Raw genomic sequence first — 1,266 nt, forward strand, 5'->3', positions numbered from 1 at the left:
CTCGAAGCCGTGAGTTCCGCGGTGGTAAGCCGACCGAAGCCGAACGTTTTCGTCCTCGAATGGTCCGACCCGCCATTCATCGCTGGCCACTGGGTGCCTGACCTCGTCATCGCTGCCGGCGGCACCCCGGTCCATGCAGAGCGCGGTGGCCGATCGATCCCGACCGACTGGGCAACGATCGCTGCGGCGGATCCCGACATCGTTGTGGTTTCGCCCTGCGGTTTCAAGCTCGACGACGCTGCAGAACAAGCCGTCGACGTCATTGCGTACCTTCCCGAGCGTGCCGCCGTGTGGGCCATCGATGCCGATGGGTTGATGGTGCGGCCTGGCCCCCGAGTGGTCGATGGCGTCGAAGCGCTCGCCAGTATCTTCCATCCTGACGTCGTTCCTCAAACAACAGAGACGGCCGTCCGTCAGATCAGAGAGCGCCGCTCCCGCCAGTGAGCGAGGTCGGTGGCTGCGGCGGTTTCGTGGGTCGGAGTTGTCCGGGATTTGATCGGGTTCTCTATCGTTCCCCCTGATGCCAGTTGATCTTGACCCCAGCCGCTTCGATTTTCTCGACATTGACCACCGAGATGACGGTGTGACGATCGTGACGTTGAACCGCCCGGAAAAGCGCAACGCACTCAATGTCGGCACGATCGACGAGTTGGTCGACTTCTTTGCCGCGGCACCGCGTGCCGGTGTGCGGGCCGTCGTGCTCGCCGGCGCTGGCGATCACTTCTGTGCCGGCCTCGACCTGATCGAACACCACGACGCAGATCGAAGCCCAGCTGACTTCATGCACGTGTGTTTGCGTTGGCACGAGGCGTTCAACAAGATGGAGTACGGCGGCGTCCCGATCATTGCTGCCCTCCAGGGTGCCGTCGTCGGCGGCGGGCTTGAGTTGGCGAGCTCGGCCCACATTCGGGTGATGGACGACTCGACGTACTTCGCGCTCCCAGAGGGCCAGCGGGGCCTGTTCACCGGTGGTGGCGCAACGATTCGGGTTGCGCAGCTGGTCGGCAAGGCGAACATGGTCGACATGATGCTGACCGGTCGTGTGCATCAGGGCCAGGCGGCTGTCGACCTTGGGTTGGCGCAGTACATCGAGACGGAGCGATCGAGCTTCGACAAGGCACTCGAGATCGCACAGCAGGCTGCGGCAAATCTGCCGCTCACGAACTTCGCGATCTGCTCGGCAATTAGCCACGTACAGAACATGTCGTCGTTCGACGCGGCGTATGCCGAGTCAGTGGTCGCCGGCGTCGTCAACACACAGCCTGC

Annotated in this window: 1 protein-coding gene and 1 pseudogene; both read left to right on the forward strand. The window is 63.3% G+C overall.

Translation table 11 applies throughout. The annotated features are described in order from the left end of the window. Positions 1-444: pseudogene (locus ACH2EI_RS14295) on the forward strand (cobalamin-binding protein); the annotation flags it as partial. Positions 445-520: 76 nt separating this feature from the next. Next, on the forward strand, positions 521-1,266 hold a 746-nt coding region (locus tag ACH2EI_RS14300; RefSeq protein WP_395152943.1), incomplete at its 3' end, for a crotonase/enoyl-CoA hydratase family protein.

This window comes from Ilumatobacter sp. (genome assembly GCF_041688325.1).
Classification (GTDB): domain Bacteria; phylum Actinomycetota; class Acidimicrobiia; order Acidimicrobiales; family Ilumatobacteraceae; genus Ilumatobacter_A.